The organism is Nostoc sp. CCY0012, assembly GCF_963920855.1.
In the GTDB taxonomy this organism is placed as follows: Bacteria; Cyanobacteriota; Cyanobacteriia; order Cyanobacteriales; family Nostocaceae; genus Cyanocohniella.
Genome location: NZ_CAWUDM010000039.1, coordinates 1 through 15,885, shown reverse-complemented (window position 1 = coordinate 15,885; position 15,885 = coordinate 1). Strand labels below are relative to the sequence as shown.

The following is a 15,885-nucleotide window of genomic DNA, read 5'->3' as shown; positions in this document are numbered from 1 at the left end:
GATAATTAATACATGAAAGAAGTAATACCAATTTATGTGCAGATTGCTGACCAACTGCGACAACATATTCATCAGGGGGTTTATCAGATTGGAGAACAACTACCAACGGAAACCAAGTTAGCAGAACAGTTTTCAGTGAATCGCCATACCCTCAGACAAGCGATCGCCCTCCTAAAAAATGAAGGATTGTTACGAGTTGACCGGGGAAGGGGGACGTTTGTCGCGGCCAAAACCATCCGCTATGCTATTGGTAAGCGAGTACGTTACAATCAAACGCTGAAAGCACAGGGATGGCAAGCGAGGTTTCAACTGCTACGTGTTTTAGAAGTACCTGCGGACAATGCGATCGCCAAAGGACTAAAAATTTCTTATGGTGAGCCGGTAGCGTTAATTGAACGTTTAGGCCTAGCAGATGAAGAACCTATTAGTGTGGGTACTGGTTACTTTCCCCTCAAGCGATTCCCAGATTTTTTGGAGCCGAGAAATATTAAGATTTTGCAAGAACAGCAATCAATATCTCAGTTTTTACAGCAGGTGTATCAATGTGACCATATACGCCGCAGTACTTGTGTTTCTGCTCGTTTAGTCCAGCCTCATGATGCTAAGTGGCTACAACTACCCCTCAATCAACCCATCTTATTAGCGGAGTCGGTGAACGTCGATGAAACAGGTAAGGTCATTGAATATGGGGTAACTCGACTACGAGGCGATCGCATGGAGTTATTTTTTGAAAATGACTTGAAAGTGGGCATTAGTTAGACTAGCCACTGTCTTACCTTGGCAGAAAGTAAATCAATCGTACCAGTAGCAGCCACCAAAATAATCAGAATCGCACAGACTTTTTGGTATTCAAATGAACCAAAACTCTGATAGAGTGAAACGCCAATACCACCAGCCCCGACAATTCCTAATACAGAAGCAGAACGCACATTTGACTCAAATCTGTAGAGAGTAAAAGAAGTCCACAAAGGCATAACTTGAGGAATAACACCATAAATAACTTCTTGAATTTGGTTAGCACCAGTGGCTCTAATTCCTTCTACAGGTCCTGGTTCAATTGATTCTACAGCTTCTGAAAAGAGCTTACCCAGAACACCTGTAGTATTCACAAATAAGGACAAAACTCCAGCAAATGGCCCCAAACCCACAGCAACGACAAATACCAGTGCAAAGACGATTTCGTTAATAGCACGCATAGCATCTAAAAGGCGACGTGTGGGTTGTACAATCCATACTGGACACATATTATTGGATGCTAAAATAGACAGAGGAACAGCTGCGATCGCAGCCATTAAAGTCCCCCAAATTCCCATCGATATAGTAATCAGTGTTTCTGAGAAATAATAATTCCAATCGCTAAAGTCTGGCGGAAAGTATGAACGCATATATTCCCCCATGTTGTCTCCCTGTTGCATAAGTACAGGGAAATCTAACTCACTTTGATAATAGGTAAAAATCAATACAGTAGCAATCACGAAAAAAAACAAAATTCTTTTGGTACTCACAAGTTTTGCTTCTTTTTCTAACATTGCTACTACGCCAGGAGATGAGTTAGTAATTAACTGATTTTGTGACCGCACTTTTTAGACCTGCAATACTATTTTCGCTTGATTCATGAGCTTAAATTTAATTTAATTTTATTGAATTTCTTGGAGTTGCTGATTGAGATCTGCTATTTTCTGCTGTTTTTCTTGCTCACTTATATTTTCTTGAGATTGAGTCTCTTGAATTTGTTTGGCAATTTCTAGTTCTCGAATTGTATGCCAATTTTTATCTTCAGCCTGCACAAAACCAGCAACTTCAAATGGTGTTAAAACTGAAGCATCCTTGTAGTTATAGAAAAAGTCTTGCAACTTCTTTTTAATATCTGCTGGTAAGTCCTGACGATAAACTATTGGATCACCAGGAATTAGAGGTGATTGCCAAATAATTTCAATTTTCTGTCTAGCTGTAGGATTAGTTCTTTCTAAACGACTTAATGCTTCATTACTGATGGTCGCTATATCTACCTGGTTATTAGCTATAGCCAGAGCGCAAGCTTCATGATTACCAGCGAAAATCAAGCGTTTAAAAGCTTTCTTGGGGTCAACATTATTTTTGGTAAAAATATAGTAACTGGGAACTAAAAACCCAGAGGTAGAATTAGGATCATTAAAAGCAAAGGTAAGATTGGCTGCATTTTTAATCACATATTGATCGCCACCTATTGCTATAGCTTCAGCCTTGATAGGATTATTTGCGTTAGTAATCAAATGTGAATAGTAGCCTCTAGCACCATCTGCACTCACAACCTGAGCAAAAGCTTCTGCATTAGCAATTTTTGCTGCTGTAATATAAGATTTACCACCTAACCAAGCTGCCTGAACTTTACCAAAGCGCATGGCTTCTACCACTGCTGCATACTGTGTAACGTAGAAAGGTTTAATGGGAATCCCAATTTCCTGAGACATAGCAGCAGCGAAGGGTTCCCAAAGTGGTTTTTGATTAGATTGAGATTCTGTAGACAGAACACCAAAGTTAATTTCTTTAATCGCTGCGTTGCTATTATCAGCATTGGAATTACAAGCTGAAAGCATCTTGGCACTTGCCAAAGTTATAGTAAACAAAGAAGCCTGCTGAATAAATAACCTTCTATCCATAAGTTTAGTTTTGGGGTTCAAGTAGAAACATCATTGCTTGTTACAACTATCTGTACCAGCTATCACTATTAACGCCCTTGGGGTGTGCCTAGTATCAGTGATATTTAAATTGGTGGAAATTATACGAGTAGTTCACCATGTCCTCGCATTACTAGTTCTTCTGCTGCTGCACCGTAAATTTCATTAAGTTTGTTGTCATCTAGTTCGATAGTTGCACCATCAAACATGACGGCGCCATCTCTGAGTGCGATCGCTCGATCAAAGTAACTACGCACCATTTGAATCTGATGTAAAGAAGCCACTACAGTAATTCCGCTTTGGCGATTCAACTGGACAATTAACTCCATGACTTTACGCGCCGATTCGGGATCTAGGGACGCAATAGGTTCATCAGCAAGAAAGATTTTTGCCCCCTGCACCAAACAACGTGCGATCGCCACCCGTTGCTGTTGCCCCCCAGAAAGCATAGACGCCCGTTTGTAAGTGTGTTCAAGAATTCCTACTCGCTCTAGGGCCGCAAGAGCTTGTATTTTTTCTTCTTTGGTAAATAAATGTAATATTGAACGTAAAATAGACAATCTTGCTAAGTTACCAACAAGAACATTTTCAATAACTGTTAGCCGATTAACTAAATTAAATTGTTGGAAGATACAGCCTATCTGACTTTGTAACAACCTAATTTTAGAGTGTAATTTCCCTTTGCTTTGTAAAACAGTGCCAAAAATATAAACTGTTCCTGCATCTCCAAGATGCAAGCCATTAATATGCCGCAAAAGTGTGGATTTACCTGAACCTGATGCACCTATTAGTGCAACCATTTCCCCTTTTCTAATTGTAAAATTTACACTTTTTAATGCTATCTTACCTTTGAAACTTTTAGAAAGATTATTAATCTGAATAGCCACTGTACTTGCCATTTTATTGACATATCTATGTCTTTAATTAAAATTATTATGACTTACTCAATCATACTTAATTGCCCATTTAATTAAATGAGCTAAATGAGTAAATTACGTAAATACATTCTATATACTAGAAGTTTATAGTCTATTTTTTAATTTTTTGAGGTTAACATTTAATTAAGAAAAAAATAATTTTTGGTAAAAATGTAATTATCTGAGACGCCCAATTCCACAAGCTACATCAAATAACACCTCATTTGGTACAGATTGAGTCCTCTGGCTAAGTATTGGAAGTAATAAATCTTTTAATTGTTTACTTAGCATTCTGTGAGTTAGACCAAAGAAACTTTTACTTTGTTGAAAGGTTTGGTAAGTCAGTTTAGCAAAAATGTCAGAGATAAAATTTTAGATTGATTACTTATATTTTACCTGAATCTACATCGTACCTGCCAATGTAATCATTGCACCCATGCGTCCCACGTGAATTAACAGGGGAGCAGCAGAATCAATTACAAAATACAAATTAGCTTGACCAAAATGATTACGCATTCGGTAAAAGACCATTGATTGTAAGTAGTCATGCAAAATAAATTGCACATCTCCTTTTTCGGCAGCATACTGTCATCATAACAAGTAGACTGAGATTGATTATTTTAAATTACGCCATGCAAAATAAATCTACATATTATCCCCCAGACATTGAGAAGGTTGCTGATAAAATTAAAAAGTTATTTTCCCTTTCTCAATCACCTAATGAATCAGAGGCATTCGCAGCTTTCTCTAAAGCTCAAGAGATGCTAACTCGCCATAATTTGTCAATGGCAGACTTAGTAGATTCTACACCTCAAGAGATAGAAGAACAAATTCTCAACGAATCCCAAAGGCAAAGCTCTTGGAAAGGGATATTGCTGAATGCAGTTTGCAAAGCTAACTATTCTTTTGCTTATCGGGTTAAACAAAAAAACCGAATCAAGCAGATAATTTTTGGACGACCTGTTAATAATGAATCAACGCGAATACAGTTTGAACATTTAGTGCAAACAATTGACCGACTAGCGAAACAAGTGGATGGCGATCGCACTTTTAAGAATGCTTTCAAATTAGGTGCTGCACATCGGCTTTATGCAAGAATTTTGGAGGGTATCGAGAAACAAAAAAGTGAGGGTGTAGCAGCTTCCGAAAATTCAGCAGCAATTTCAGCCATTGTTATGCGATCGCTCTACGAAAAACTGGATGCTGAGTTGAAAGCATATTCTGAAAAGTTGCATCTAAAAAGCCGAAATCAAAGGTTGTCTTGTAGTTCACAAGATGGATTTATTGCTGGACAGATGGCAGGGGATAAAGTTTCACTCAACAAGCAGATTGGTGGGCAGGGTCAACGCTATCTACCCAAAAGTTGCTAAATTTTTCATACAGGTTCATCAGAAACTTTAATAATCAGTTTTCCCTTTTTGTTGCCGTCGAAAAGTTTTAGGATCGCCTTGGGTGCATTTTCCAAGCCTTCGACAATCTCAAGAGCATATTTAATTTTCCCCTGGTTTAGCCACTTTCCAATCTCCGCGATCGCTTCATGAAATCGGGGAAGATAATCCAAGATAATAAATCCCTGAACGAGAGCGCGTTTCATGAGAATTTGGCTGTAATTATATGGGCCAGGAATAGGCTTTGAAGCATTATAAGTTGAGATTAAACCGCATAAAGGCAGGCGGGCGTGCAGATTAATTTTGGTTAGTACGGCATCAAGGATTGTTCCGCTAACATTGTCAAAATACACATCGATTCCATTGGGACAAGCTTGAGCTAATGCTTTTTCTAAATCCCCAGTTTTATAGTTAATTGCTGCATCAAAACCAAGTTCTTCTGTAAGCCAACGGCACTTTTCATCACTGCCAGTGATACCAACGACCCGACAACCTTTAATCTTGGCAATTTGTCCAACAATGGAACCAACTGCCCCAGATGCGGCTGAAACGACCACAGTTTCTCCAGCTTTTGGCTGTCCTATGTCTAATAACCCAAAATAAGCTGTAAAACCAGTAGCTCCCAGTGGCCCGGTAAATGCGTTGAGCGGACAAGGTAGAGGATCAGGTAATCGCGTGATTGAAAAGCCGCTGTTTCCAAGGGCGATGGCGTAATCTTGCCAACCGAGCATCCCAGAAACCAAATCTCCCTTTTTAAAATTGGGATTTTTGGACTCTTCAACGACACCTATAATACCGCCACGCATAACTTCCCCAATTTCAACAGGAGGCATATACTGGTCGATATCGCTCATCCAGATCCGATTGGTAGGATCTAGTGACAGATATATAGTACGTACCAGCACTTCATCATCTTTGGGGCTGGGAATTAGCTCTTCTCGGTACTCAAAATCGCTTTCTTTAATGTCACCAATTGGACGAGCAGCCAACCGAAACTGTCGATTTATCGCTCTAGTCATAAGTTTTAATTGGATGTGACTGAGTGTTGATTTGGGTAGTTTACACCAGTTGCCATGTCATTTCCTGCCCCGCTCCCAAAGGTACAAGCCCAGATTCCATAAATGGAACTTCATCAGGAACGCGCCAAGTTGTTTTGGACAAGGTAATTCGCTCGGTATTACGCGGCAGTTGATAAAAATCTGGGCCATAGAAGCTAGCGAACGCCTCCAGTTTATCCAGGGCTTTCACGCTTTCAAATGCTTCGGCATACAACTCAAGGGCGTGCATAGCCGAAAAACATCCCGCGCAGCCACAGGAACTTTCTTTGCTGGTGCGGGTATGGGGAGCGCTATCGGTACCTAGAAAAAACTTCGGATTAAGCGATGTTGCCGCTTGCAACAAAGCCTGACGATGCTCCTCCCGTTTCAAAATGGGCAGGCAATAAAAATGGGGGCGAAGGCCGCCTTTGAACAGGGCATTACGGTTAAACAACAAATGTTGTGGCGTAATTGTGGCCGCGATGGTGTTGGCAGACAGGACATACTGCACCGCATCGGAGGTGGTAATATGCTCAAGCACCACCCGCAGGTGGGGAAATCGCTGCTTGAGGGGGATTAAATGTCGCTCGATAAACACCTTCTCACGATCAAACGTATCAACATCGTTATCAGTCACTTCCCCGTGCAGTAATAACGGCATGTCCACCTGCTGCATTGCTTCAAAGACGCGATCGCTCTTCCGAATATCCGTCACACCGGAGTCTGAGTTGGTCGTTGCACCGGCTGGGTAGTACTTGACCGCTTTGATAAACTGGGATTCTTTCGCCCGGAGAATGTCGTCGGGGCTGGTGTTGTCGGTGAGGTAGAGCGTCATCAATGGCTCAAACTGTTGCCCCTCTGGAATGGCGGCGAGGATGCGATCCCGATAGGCTGCCGCATCTGCCACCGAGCGGATAGGGGGCTTTAAGTTCGGCATGATGATCGCGCGGGCAAACTGACGCACCGTGTAGGGCAGAACCGCTTTCAGTGCTGCACCGTCGCGCAGATGCAGATGCCAATCGTCAGGTCGGGTGATGGTAAGCTTTTGCATCCTTTCATTATAAAACGGTAACAAGGGACTCATTATAATAGGGGCGATCACCATTGAACGCAGGCTCTCAAGACGGTTCACTCCTTAGAAAAATATTCAGACCTGAACTCTCTGGAATCAGATTTAAATACTGCACTTCAAAGCCGCTTACCAGATGGAATCCGAGAAGGTCAACAAAAAATTACGCTAAAACCATCTCTGAATAAGGACACAGCAAGTATTTGGTTAAAATTTTTATATTTGCTTAAGCAGAACTACTATCGTAAATCTACTGAGACTCCCTGGCTGTCTTATTAGTATATAAGGCATCATGTAAAAATAAATTGAACAATTTACTAAATAGCTAGACAATCATAATGTAATCAAATTACAGCGTTAAATGTCTAATAGCCAGGAAGTCAAAAATATTCAAGACAAGTACGATTCGTTATCGCCTTATTTGAACGAGAAAACACGGCGTATCTGGGCAGCAATTGAAGCCCAAAGCTTGGGTTGGGGGGGTGTGAGTCAGGTTGCGTAGGCGTAGCCCGCCGTAGGCATCGCAACTGGACTATCCCGGACTACAATCCATGCTGGGATAAGGTTATTGTTAGACGCTTCGGAGGAAGAAACCTCGAATGGCGATAGTAATCGAATTCGTTCGTCAGGTGCTGGGCGTAAACTACTGGAAGAAAAAGACGCGATGCTGCTATCAGATTTAGAATCGCTGATTGAACCAGTAACGCTGGGAGATCCAGAATCGCCTCTAAAATGGACTTCTAAAAGTGTAGTGAAACTAGCTGCGGCATTAAACATTGGCGGACATAGGACTAGTCCTAAAAGTGTTTACAACTTACTGGAATCGCTTGGCTACAGCTTACAATCAAATCGTAAAACTCGTGATGGCTCATCTCATCCAGATAGGGACGACCAGTTTTTACATATTTCCAAGCAAGTCAAGCACTTTCAATCCCAGAACGAACCCGTAATTTCAGTTGATACCAAAAAAAAAGAATTAATAGGAGATTTTAAAAATTCTGGAAGCGAGTGGTGTGAGAAGGAACAGCCAATTGAGGTGAAGATGCATGATTTTGTTGACCCCAAATTGGGCAAGGCAATTCCCTACGGAATTTATGACTTAACCTCAAATCAAGGATGGGTAAATGTTGGCATTGACCACGATACTGCGGAGTTTGCAGTCGAGTCTATTCGTCATTGGTGGTACTCAATGGGAAAACAAGTTTATCCAACAAGCCAGCATATAATGATTACGGCTGATTGCGGTGGTAGCAATAGTTATCGCTCACGATTGTGGAAACTGAAGCTCCAAGAATTAGCAACCCAGACTGGTAAAAATATTCATGTGTGCCATTTTCCTCCAGGCACAAGTAAATGGAATAAGATTGAGCATCGCTTGTTTTGTCACATTACCCAAAACTGGAGAGGCAGACCATTGACCAGCATGCAAGTTGTGATTAATCTAATTCGCAATACTACCACCACACAAGGATTAGAAGTTGAGGCTAGATTAGATCCAAATCTCTACAAAACAGGAATCAAGGTTACAGACCAAGAGCTTGATACTATCGCAATCGAACGAAATTCCTTTCATGGTGAGTGGAACTATATTATCAAACCCAAAGTAATCACTTAATTGTTCAAGTTATTTTTACATAACTCCTAAACAATAACCTACTGGCTGTTTCAAGGCAACCCGAAGTATTACCGTATCATAGATGGTGCAGGAAGGTCAGGCTGTTGTCTACAGGCAGTATCTCCAAGGATGCAACAGCGCTAAAGACCAATATCTCCAGGCTGAAGCTGATGCCCAAGTACAAAAGTTGGGCTTTTGGAATCAATTGCAGCCGGTGATGCCTTGGGATTTTAGACGGGGACAAAAAAGCACCCAAGAGAATCAAGTGCAAGAGTGCGATCCTTCCTACCCGGATTTTTGCATTCCACCGAATTTGCCAGATTTAGATTGCTGTGATATTCCTTACCGCAGATTTAGGGTGAATCAACCAGATCCGCATGGGTTTGATCGGGATAAAGATGGGATTGGTTGTGAGAGATAACTATCGGTTTTCTTAAATTATGAAACCCTGTTATGTTAATTTGAGAGAAGCCAATGTCTGAAAGCCTTTGAAAGCTTTACCCACCAATTGGTGCAACTACTGCGTCCTCGTAAGCAGTATCAATTCCAATTTCCTTCCATTGTTCAAATTCCTGCCGTTCAGCTGTCCGCTTTTGTTCCCACAGCCCGTAAGCGTCCGCTCCGAGCATCAATCTCAATGGTGGATTCTGAGATTCAATAGCTTGAATCATTGCTAGTGCTGCCTTTTTTGGATCGCCTGGTTGTTTTCCGTTATTACCGTAAAGGTATTTTTGAATCGGCTCAATTACTGCTTTGTAATCATCAATTTCGTTTGACGGCTGCATATTTGCATCTCCAGCAAAGTTGGTGCGAAATGCGCCAGGCTCGACAATTGTTACATTAATACCTAGTGGTTTAACCTCATCACGCAAACCTTCAGAAAAACCTTCCACAGCAAATTTCGTCGCACAGTAGAGAGCAAATCCGCCAATCGCAGCCAAACCGCCGATAGAAGTAATGTTGACAATATGACCAGATTTTTGGCTACGCATTACTGGTAAGACTGAGCGAGTCATTTCGATGACACCAAAGCAGTTAACTTCAAACTGTTTTCGGATCTGTTCGGATGAAAATCCTTCCACAGCTCCAAGAGAACCTTGCCCCGCATTGTTGACTAAAACATCAATGCGCCCAAACTGTTCAATGGCGGCTTGAACAGCCGCAAGTCTATCTTGGGCTTTGGTTACATCCAGGCGGACGGCGATTGCATTGTCAGAGTGTGCTTGTGCCAATTGAGCCACTTGTTCAGGTTTTCGTGCCGTCAAAACAACCTTATCACCACGCTCTAAAACCGCTTCTGCTAGAGAGCGACCGAATCCGGTTGACGTTCCGGTGATTAAATAAACTTTACTCATGGATTTTTCCAAAGATAAAGGTTTTTCTGTAAGTTCAAACACAGGTATTGTCAAATTAAACTGATTGAAGGTCAAGCAGCTAATATCTATCTTTTGGCAGAAATTTGTAAGCGATCGCCAAGCTGATCAACGCTGTACGATGATCTAAGCTCAGACAAGTTCGATGTCCAAGGAAGTTGTGATTAACCTACGCCCCGCCACCTTAGCCGATTTGAATGTGTTGCAATATTGGGATGAGCAGCCTCATGTGATTGCTTCAGATCCTAATGATGACTGGGGCTGGGAGGTAGAACTTGCTCATTCTCCCGATTGGAGAGAACAATTGATTGCTGAAATCGATGGTCGTCCTCTCGGATTTATCCAAATTATTAATCCAGCACATGAAGATAGCCATTACTGGGGTGATGTTGGGGCGAATCTTCGCGCGATTGATATCTGGATTGGGGAAGAGACTGATTTGGGTAAAGGTTATGGAACACAAATGATGCGGCTTGCACTTGCTAGATGCTTTGCTGCTCCGCTTGTGACAGCGATACTTGTTGATCCACTAGCCAGCAATACCCGTGTTCATCGCTTTTATGAACGCCTTGGCTTCAAATTCATCGAGCATCGCTGTTTCGGTGATGATGAGTGCTTTGTATATCGCCTAAACCGAGAAGATTGGCACTGTGAAAGTTAGATTTTTAATGCGGTCACTTGAAGGAAAACCTTATGGGAGTTGATGACCCATCGCCTTCAAGTATGCCAGGAGAAATGAATGATAGGCTTTAGAATTGCTGGTATTCAAATGCAATTAACAAATATTAGATAGAAGCGATTGTGAGCCAACAGACTTATAATACAATCGCTTCAAAATCATTGAAAACTATGATTTAGCGGGGTTTAAAACATTTAAAGCTTGTAATCAGAAATGAAACTTCGCCTAATTTGGTAATCTTTATAAAGCTCCTGGAGGAACAACAGTTCTTCTATCTCTTCTAAAAGTTGGGATTTGTCCTTTCTGCACAGCCACATACAAATCGCTCTGACTTACACCTAAACGTTTTGCGGCTTCTGCCAGTGAAATACCTTGCTTGAGCATTAGGAGTAACTTTCCTTGCAATCTGAATTAGATTGCTAAGTAGCCTAATCTTAACAAGATATTACAAAGTATTAAGAATACTAACATTAGAGTAACTGATATTGATGATGACTGAAGCTTATCAAATCTGACACTACCTTGCTGCGGTTGAGAATTTTGACAAAACTCTAGGTTTCAAGATGGACGAGGTTAAACCATTAACCACTGACAAAACTCTATCCCTTTGCAGATAGAGTTTTTAGTTAGTTATTTATTTATTTAGATAGATGCTATTTACTTTTTATGTATTTTTTTAGTAAAAATAGAAACCAAAATTTTTACTTTGATTAAAGAATAAGTCTAGATTAAAACATAATTGAGATGATTTTTTTAAATGATATCCATCAGATAAATCTTAGTCTTTTGTTAAGCTTTATAAGCTACGATACCAGAGAGTTTAAGCTTTGGGATTTAGATATCTAGGATTGGTTGTGTGATCTTTTTAAAAGATCCTAGATTTATCCCATAAGTTCCAAAAAAGAACCAAAAGTCAACAATTATCAGGTAAATCTGAGGTGACAACCATGAGTTATACTATCGAGTCTGCTCGCAGCATTTTCTCTAATACTCAGGTTGCTGATGCTGTTCCAGCCACTACAGCCAAATTTGCTCAACTTAATATTGATGACCAACTCGCATTTCTCTGGTACGCCTACACTGAGCTTGGTAGCACAATTACTCCTGCTGCTCCAGGAAAAGCAAACCTCCAACTAATGGAAGGTATATTCAACCAAATTAAGCAGATGTCTCATGAAGAACAAACTCAATTAATGAGGGATCTGGCTACTAACGCTGAGACTTCTATCAGCCGTTCGTATGCATATTTTGGTGTCAACGCTAAACTGGGATTTTGGTGGCAATTGGGAGAGTGGATGAAAGAAGGTATTGTTGCTCCCATGCCGGCTGACTATCAAATGTCAGCTCAAGTTAAAGCAGTATTAGAGGCAGTCCAGAAACTCGACCCAGGTCAACAAATTACTGTACTACGTAATACTGTAGTAGATATGGGGTTCGATCCGGCTTTGGCTTCCAAAAAAGAGAAAGAGGCAGAAGTCATTAACTTTACATTTCCACGCACATCTCAAAGTCCCCAATTCACTATTGAAGGCGTAACAGAACCAACAGTAGTAAAATACATTGAAGCCATGAATGCAGATAATGTTGAAGCTGCTGTTGCTTTATTTGCTAGCAACGGTGCGTTGCAACCACCATTTCAGAAACCGATTGTCGGTCGGCCAGCTATCAGTGCATATTTGCGGGATGAAGGACAAGGATTGGTAATGAAGCCAACAAAAGGCATCTCGGAAAGCATAGAAGATGGTTATACACAGCACAAAATTACTGGTACGGTCGAAACTCCTTGGTTTGGAGGTAATGTGGGAATGAATATTGCTTGGCGATTTTTACTCGACCCCCAAGGCCAAATTTACTTTGTAGCGATTGATTTGCTTGCTTCTCCTAAAGAACTGCTCAATTTAACTCGCGGGTAAAATTTGTTCGCTTTTGATTTGGGGTAGCACTTCTTAACTATTACGCCTTATATCCCGCCACTGACCTTATGAGGTTCCGTGGCAGCATATAAGGCGGGTGATGCCTACGGAGTCAGTTTTGCGGTTATTTTTTAGCAAATTATCGTCTACATCCAAAATTATGGAAGCATACCATTTTCCATTGCGATGTTAAATTATGGAATGTCACTACTGGTAAAGAAATCACAACTTTTACGGCGCACAAGTTACAAGTTTGGTCTGTTGCTTTTCAATCCCGATAGCAAAACACTTGCTAGTGCTGGGCAGGACGGCACTATTAAGATTTAAGATTTGGCGTGTATTTATTTCTACATATTTAGTCGATCAACATACGGAACTTATTACTGTGCTTGAGTTTCAAGCTCTTTCATACAAATTAGACAGCTAGCGATCGCACCGAGTAGAAAAGCTAGCCATTGCCAACCGCGTCGTGCTTGTTTCTCCCGTTGTAATTCTCGCTGTTGTGTAAGTCGTTCTAGTTCTTCCTTTTCTAGCCGATCCAGATCGGCAGCAATGCGATCGCGCTCTTTCTGACAGTCTCTATTAATAATCAGCATCTGCAACTTCAAAAAAGCGTAACCCTTTATAAGTTTCTGGTAGTCGCCGCACACGAAAATCGCCATATTCTTCTAATCGTTGGGCGATCGCCTCGGCGTTATTAGCAGCAGACACAAGATGTTTGGCTTTGCTCGTTGGAGTATCCTTTTGGTGGGATTGAGCCTTTTCCCTGATATCAATTGAGATCGTTGCCATTAGGTGTCGGCAATCGAAGCACCTCAGAAAAACGTGAATACTTAACTTCATCTGTAGGAGGATAATCCGCCGATACAGCAATTAATCCAATTTTAATATCCTCGAAATAAATTACACCCCCAATGCGTCGTTCAACTTGGAAAGGGGCATGAAAAAAACCATACTGTGCAATGTAGATTGGCAAAAAGTCAGTAATTCTTATTGCTCTGCCAAACATTTGTTGACAAGTTTTCTGGATGACACTATCTAAATATTCATTATATAGAGGCTCACCCAGTTCAGTAAACTCTGGATGATCCGCAAAATGATCCATATAAAATAACCAGATATCGGATAAGTCTGGTTCAACAGTCAGTTTTTGTTTGAGTTCTTGCCATCGGTCGATGTTCATACGTGTGGATATTGATGAGGTGGAACAAGTAAACAGCACATTGCATCACTAAAGATGTGGTGTAGTATACCATGTCATTCACTCAAGTACTCAACAGCTACCAAGTTGGTGAGGGTTTTGGAATCTGAGTCTATTAATGAGATATTTTTGAAAATTACAACAATTTTGTAAATATCAACATTTAAAATAGCTCAAAATATTCACAATAACTTAATAAAAATAGTTGTAAATCAAAGAAAATTGGGAATATTAAATAAAGTCAATTCATACCATATTTAGCAAATGGTTAAGGAAAACAAGTACATGAATGATAATTCCCATCGTAATTCTGCTGTCAACGCATCTGCCGCAACTAAAGTTTAGCACGCCCAATTATCAGACTTACATTTAAGTACAGCGAGTAGAATGTACAAAGGCGGTATTAGGTCTGGTGAACAGATAAGAACTAGGGTGCAAGTTCAATAAATGTTAGACAAGATTCCCCCTTTTCAAAGAGCAGGTATTAATGGCAAGTCTGCGGTTAGTAATGCAGAAAAGTATTTATCTGATAAGTACGCTAGTTATATCAAGCCCCACAGCCCTGGGGGATCTAATGATCAGAGTAATATCAGATGTAAAAATGCTAAATATAATGTTGCTCGTGGTGGAAAACTTATAAGTAAACAAGAGCAACTTACATTCAGGGCAAGGCATAGTTCCAATATTGAACGATATTTCCTTACTTTATTATTACTATGCATTACTACCTATTTTTCGTAATGTCCGTAATAAAAGATATAAGTGATGAAATAGTAATCTATATTAAGATAATAAAATGAATAATACCCATTACACTGATCCTAATTTTGAGCGACTTTTTGCTCAGATTAATCCGCAAATTGCAAGTACTTTCACAGATAAGCAAATAGAAGCCCTAAAAAGGAGTTTTACCTATAAGAAGTCTTCTAATAGTTTTTTAGATATAAGACTTTCGATACCAGTTCCTAGACTAAGATTTTATATAGTTTTCTTAGCAGGTGTAGAACGCCGTTCTCAAAAACGTTTACGCTCTGAAAAAGGGTTATATCCTTTTTGGACTCTTAGCAATAGCTTGTTTATCATAGGATTTGCCATCATTCTATCTATTTCTACTTTCACAATATTTTCCTTTGTATTGTCTTCACTGAATTTCACATCTACTCTGTATTACCCAACATCAATTCCTTGGATTTATGAAAAATCACAATGTGAACGCACTAACAGAGTTTGGCGTGATGATAAGTGCTGGGATTATGAACACAGTCCTGATTTTTAAATTTTACTGTTAGTCAAGGAAAAAGCAAGATGTCTCAAAATCGTTCAAACAAAAATTCTTCCCAAAATGACCTTTACAAACGACAGTTTTTTGCTCGTATTCCTCCTGAAATATTAGCTACTTTTACCAGTACACAATTAACTGAGATAGAAAAAGTATTTAATGACCGTGTTTATAAACGTCATATTGTTGATATTAGAGTTTCTATCCCATTTTTTGTAAAGCGGTTTTATGTGGTTTTTCTATTAGGCAAAGATAAGCGCTTAAAAAAGCGTGAATAAACTTGAATGACTAACAAAAACATAAACGCTTGAAACAAGCATAGAATCTACTATAAAAATGTCAATTTGAGGCGAATATTGCTTTATTTACAAATAATAAAGGCAAACAAGTACAAAACGTTTGCCTTTATCTTGATAAACCTCGCAATTGCATTATCAACTATGAATATTATCAATTTAAAGAAATTGTTTCAATTAGTTCTGGTTCAGTTGAATTTGTCGTTGAACTCGTTGACCATCGAACAAAATTTTTCGAGACACAATGGAAACGAGAAAATGTGCCTCAAATCTTAGCCCGTCGCTGCGCTTACCTCAATGGATTATTGTCGGTTTGAGCTACTTTAAAAAGTGAGATCCTCCCGAATTAGAATTAGTGGCCCACCACTAGGCAGACCACTTAAAAATGTCAGTCCTGAAAAAAAACCTAGCGTGGCAAAACTTACTAGAGAAGAGTGGAAATGCTGTAATCTTGACCTGGT

Annotated in this window: 19 protein-coding genes and 2 pseudogenes; 10 read left to right on the top strand and 11 right to left on the bottom strand. The window is 40.1% G+C overall.

What is annotated here, in order from left to right; genetic code table 11:
• Positions 1-12 precede the first annotated feature (12 nt).
• Positions 13-759 carry a phosphonate metabolism transcriptional regulator PhnF gene (phnF, locus tag ACM0OS_RS13235; RefSeq protein ID WP_414543650.1) on the top strand — a complete coding sequence of 249 codons (747 nt, stop codon included), beginning with the start codon at positions 13-15 and terminating at the stop codon, positions 757-759.
• On the opposite strand, the gene phnE is transcribed toward phnF, so the two are convergent.
• From phnE to ACM0OS_RS13215, 4 genes are all read right to left on the bottom strand, one after another.
• Positions 756-1,529, bottom strand: a complete 774-nt coding sequence (gene phnE, locus ACM0OS_RS13230; RefSeq protein WP_414543687.1) for a phosphonate ABC transporter, permease protein PhnE — start codon at positions 1,527-1,529, stop codon at positions 756-758. The two genes, phnF and phnE, sit on opposite strands and share 4 nt — an antisense overlap.
• A gap of 108 nt (positions 1,530-1,637) precedes the next feature.
• Positions 1,638-2,639: a phosphonate ABC transporter substrate-binding protein gene (gene phnD, locus ACM0OS_RS13225; protein WP_414543649.1), complete on the bottom strand. Its 1,002-nt coding sequence runs from the start codon at positions 2,637-2,639 to the stop codon at positions 1,638-1,640.
• Positions 2,640-2,758: 119 nt separating this feature from the next.
• Positions 2,759-3,556 (bottom strand): phosphonate ABC transporter ATP-binding protein, encoded by a 798-nt coding sequence (phnC, locus tag ACM0OS_RS13220; protein WP_414543648.1) that lies wholly within the window; start codon positions 3,554-3,556, stop codon positions 2,759-2,761.
• A 420-nt stretch (positions 3,557-3,976) separates the two neighbouring features.
• Positions 3,977-4,138: a hypothetical protein gene (locus ACM0OS_RS13215; protein WP_414543647.1), complete on the bottom strand. Its 162-nt coding sequence runs from the start codon at positions 4,136-4,138 to the stop codon at positions 3,977-3,979.
• A 68-nt stretch (positions 4,139-4,206) separates the two neighbouring features.
• Here ACM0OS_RS13215 and ACM0OS_RS13210 point away from each other — a divergent pair, with 68 nt between their 5' ends.
• Positions 4,207-4,944: a DUF2786 domain-containing protein gene (locus tag ACM0OS_RS13210; protein ID WP_414543646.1), complete on the top strand. Its 738-nt coding sequence runs from the start codon at positions 4,207-4,209 to the stop codon at positions 4,942-4,944.
• Between the two features lie 5 nt (positions 4,945-4,949).
• On the opposite strand, the gene ACM0OS_RS13205 is transcribed toward ACM0OS_RS13210, so the two are convergent.
• Both ACM0OS_RS13205 and pyrC read right to left on the bottom strand, forming a co-directional pair.
• The gene (locus tag ACM0OS_RS13205) at positions 4,950-5,981 is read right to left on the bottom strand and encodes an NADP-dependent oxidoreductase (protein ID WP_414543645.1); all 1,032 of its coding nucleotides are present in this window, start codon (positions 5,979-5,981) and stop codon (positions 4,950-4,952) included.
• Between the two features lie 40 nt (positions 5,982-6,021).
• A complete protein-coding gene (pyrC, locus tag ACM0OS_RS13200; protein WP_414543644.1) occupies positions 6,022-7,131 on the bottom strand; it encodes a dihydroorotase in 1,110 nt (369 codons plus the stop codon).
• A gap of 298 nt (positions 7,132-7,429) precedes the next feature.
• On the opposite strand from pyrC, the pseudogene ACM0OS_RS13195 reads away from it, so the two are divergent.
• Together ACM0OS_RS13195 and ACM0OS_RS13190 are read left to right on the top strand one after the other, a co-directional pair.
• Positions 7,430-8,683, top strand: a pseudogene (locus tag ACM0OS_RS13195) (ISAzo13 family transposase).
• 82 nt (positions 8,684-8,765) lie between these two features.
• A complete protein-coding gene (locus ACM0OS_RS13190; RefSeq protein WP_414543643.1) occupies positions 8,766-9,104 on the top strand; it encodes a thermonuclease family protein in 339 nt (112 codons plus the stop codon).
• A gap of 76 nt (positions 9,105-9,180) precedes the next feature.
• Here ACM0OS_RS13190 and ACM0OS_RS13185 read toward each other — a convergent pair whose 3' ends face one another.
• Entirely contained in the window at positions 9,181-10,080 is a 900-nt protein-coding gene (locus tag ACM0OS_RS13185; RefSeq protein WP_414543642.1) for an oxidoreductase, read from the bottom strand.
• Between the two features lie 121 nt (positions 10,081-10,201).
• Here ACM0OS_RS13185 and ACM0OS_RS13180 point away from each other — a divergent pair, with 121 nt between their 5' ends.
• The gene (locus ACM0OS_RS13180; protein ID WP_414543641.1) at positions 10,202-10,717 is read left to right on the top strand and encodes a GNAT family N-acetyltransferase; all 516 of its coding nucleotides are present in this window, start codon (positions 10,202-10,204) and stop codon (positions 10,715-10,717) included.
• 258 nt (positions 10,718-10,975) lie between these two features.
• Here ACM0OS_RS13180 and ACM0OS_RS13175 read toward each other — a convergent pair whose 3' ends face one another.
• Positions 10,976-11,119 (bottom strand): helix-turn-helix domain-containing protein, encoded by a 144-nt coding sequence (locus tag ACM0OS_RS13175; RefSeq protein ID WP_414543640.1) that lies wholly within the window; start codon positions 11,117-11,119, stop codon positions 10,976-10,978.
• Positions 11,120-11,682: 563 nt separating this feature from the next.
• Here ACM0OS_RS13175 and ACM0OS_RS13170 point away from each other — a divergent pair.
• Entirely contained in the window at positions 11,683-12,648 is a 966-nt protein-coding gene (locus ACM0OS_RS13170) for an orange carotenoid protein N-terminal domain-containing protein (RefSeq protein WP_414543639.1), read from the top strand.
• Positions 12,649-13,028: 380 nt separating this feature from the next.
• Here ACM0OS_RS13170 and ACM0OS_RS13165 read toward each other — a convergent pair whose 3' ends face one another.
• From ACM0OS_RS13165 to ACM0OS_RS13155, 3 genes are read right to left on the bottom strand one after another with little or no spacing between them, the layout of a single operon-like run.
• Positions 13,029-13,244 carry a hypothetical protein gene (locus ACM0OS_RS13165; RefSeq protein WP_414543638.1) on the bottom strand — a complete coding sequence of 72 codons (216 nt, stop codon included), beginning with the start codon at positions 13,242-13,244 and terminating at the stop codon, positions 13,029-13,031.
• Positions 13,231-13,440 (bottom strand): hypothetical protein, encoded by a 210-nt coding sequence (locus tag ACM0OS_RS13160; protein WP_414543637.1) that lies wholly within the window; start codon positions 13,438-13,440, stop codon positions 13,231-13,233. The genes ACM0OS_RS13165 and ACM0OS_RS13160 overlap by 14 nt, the downstream gene beginning before the upstream one ends.
• Positions 13,421-13,831: a hypothetical protein gene (locus tag ACM0OS_RS13155; protein WP_414543636.1), complete on the bottom strand. Its 411-nt coding sequence runs from the start codon at positions 13,829-13,831 to the stop codon at positions 13,421-13,423. The genes ACM0OS_RS13160 and ACM0OS_RS13155 overlap by 20 nt, the downstream gene beginning before the upstream one ends.
• 465 nt (positions 13,832-14,296) lie before the next feature.
• On the opposite strand from ACM0OS_RS13155, the gene ACM0OS_RS13150 reads away from it, so the two are divergent.
• The 4 genes and pseudogenes from ACM0OS_RS13150 to ACM0OS_RS13135 all read left to right on the top strand — a co-directional run.
• Entirely contained in the window at positions 14,297-14,590 is a 294-nt protein-coding gene (locus tag ACM0OS_RS13150; RefSeq protein ID WP_414543635.1) for a hypothetical protein, read from the top strand.
• Positions 14,591-14,645: 55 nt separating this feature from the next.
• On the top strand, positions 14,646-15,125 hold the full coding sequence (locus ACM0OS_RS13145; protein ID WP_414543634.1) for a hypothetical protein: 480 nt from the start codon (positions 14,646-14,648) through the stop codon (positions 15,123-15,125).
• Between the two features lie 29 nt (positions 15,126-15,154).
• The gene (locus tag ACM0OS_RS13140) at positions 15,155-15,406 is read left to right on the top strand and encodes a hypothetical protein (protein WP_414543633.1); all 252 of its coding nucleotides are present in this window, start codon (positions 15,155-15,157) and stop codon (positions 15,404-15,406) included.
• 56 nt (positions 15,407-15,462) lie between these two features.
• Positions 15,463-15,741: pseudogene (locus ACM0OS_RS13135) on the top strand (ISKra4 family transposase); the annotation flags it as partial.
• Between the last annotated feature and the right edge of the window lie 144 nt (positions 15,742-15,885).